Source organism: Acinetobacter sp. YH01018 (assembly GCF_013420295.1).
GTDB lineage: Bacteria > Pseudomonadota > Gammaproteobacteria > Pseudomonadales > Moraxellaceae > Acinetobacter.
In genome coordinates, this window is sequence record NZ_VOYL01000118.1 from 1 (window position 1) to 1,324 (window position 1,324).

The following is a 1,324-nucleotide window of genomic DNA, read 5'->3' on the forward strand; positions in this document are numbered from 1 at the left end:
TGCGACAGACGTCATACTAGATATCAAGCGACTTCTCCTATCCCCTGGGAACACATCAATCTTACCGGAGAATATCGTTGGCCAAAGCCTTAGCGTAGGATTTCGCCCTCTCCCGCAAACGACCCCAATTTGATAAAGAACATTGTATGAAATAAAAAAGAGAAAATCATAAATATTTGAAAAATAATAATAAATAAAATTGGCATGCAAGTTGCAATAATCTTATGGAGAATATGAGGATTTTGGTATGCAGCAACTCAATGTAGAACAGCCTCCTTGCTTTATTCATGTTACAGGGACTCAGCGTGACAAATATATCGAATTTGAATTTTCGATAGGTGATCCAGAGTTAGCTGTAGAAATGATTATGCCAGTCAAGGCTTTTGAAGAATTCTGCGCACACCATCAAGTACAGCACCTAAGTACGGATGATTTTGCAAAGATTGAATATGACCGCATGAAGTGGCGATTTGGACAGGCCGGTATTAGAGAATAAAAACTCTAGTCTTTATTAAAAAATCAGGAAGATTTATATGCAAATTGATATTAAAACATCTTCAGTTAAGCCTTTAAGAAATACTTATGCTTATATTGAAAAAAGATTTGGTGATAAACCAGCTTCACGTTATCAAGAAGCGACCTACGATATTCAGGAAGAAATTAATTTTCATTACAAACCTTTATGGCAGCCTGAATTTGATCTTTACGATAAGGGCCGTACTGTAATCCAAATGAAAGATTGGTACGTGCTTAAAGATCCTCGTCAATTTTATTATGGGGCTTATACCCAAACTCGAGCTAAACAACAAGAGATTTTAGAAAGTAATTTTACGCTTGTTGAAAAACACGATTTATTAAGAAATATTTCTGAAGAAATTCTAAACAAAGTAACGAAATTACTACTCCCACTTTATTGTAAACAAGACATTTTTATCTTTTATATTCAATGGCTTATTTTCCTGCTAATTGGTAATACCATGAAAAATACCATGCTCAGAAAAGGCTTAACAATATTTTGAAAAATTGCCTACTGAGCGCTGCCGCACAGCTCCATAGGCCGCTTTCCTGGCTTTGCTTCCAGATGTATGCTCTTCTGCTCCTGCAGCTAATGGATCACCGCAAACAGGTTACTCGCCTGGGGATTCCCTTTCGACCCGAGCATCCGTATGAGACTCATGCTCGATTATTATTATTATACTCTGTACACGACAAATTTCACAGAACCCTTATCCTATCAGGATTCTGCTTTCTTAAAATTGCCAAAATTTCCTTAAACTCTTCTTTTTTCCCAAAACCAATTAAACGCTGAATCGCCATTTGAACA

2 protein-coding genes are annotated in these 1,324 nt (G+C 36.6%); both read left to right on the forward strand.

Annotated elements, in window-relative coordinates:
- The first annotated feature begins 247 nt into the window (after window positions 1-247).
- A complete protein-coding gene (locus FTT83_RS15885) occupies window positions 248-496 on the forward strand; it encodes a phenol hydroxylase subunit (protein ID WP_006581702.1) in 249 nt (82 codons plus the stop codon).
- A 37-nt stretch (window positions 497-533) separates the two neighbouring features.
- Complete coding sequence (locus tag FTT83_RS15890) at window positions 534-1,019, forward strand: hypothetical protein (protein WP_006581703.1); 486 nt, start codon at window positions 534-536, stop codon at window positions 1,017-1,019.
- Window positions 1,020-1,324 lie beyond the last annotated feature (305 nt).

Coding starts and splice junctions, on each gene's coding strand:
- FTT83_RS15885 (WP_006581702.1), top strand. CDS start 248: ATGCAGCAACTCAATGTAGAACAGCCTCCTTGCTTTATTCATGTTACA.
- FTT83_RS15890 (WP_006581703.1), top strand. CDS start 534: ATGCAAATTGATATTAAAACATCTTCAGTTAAGCCTTTAAGAAATACT.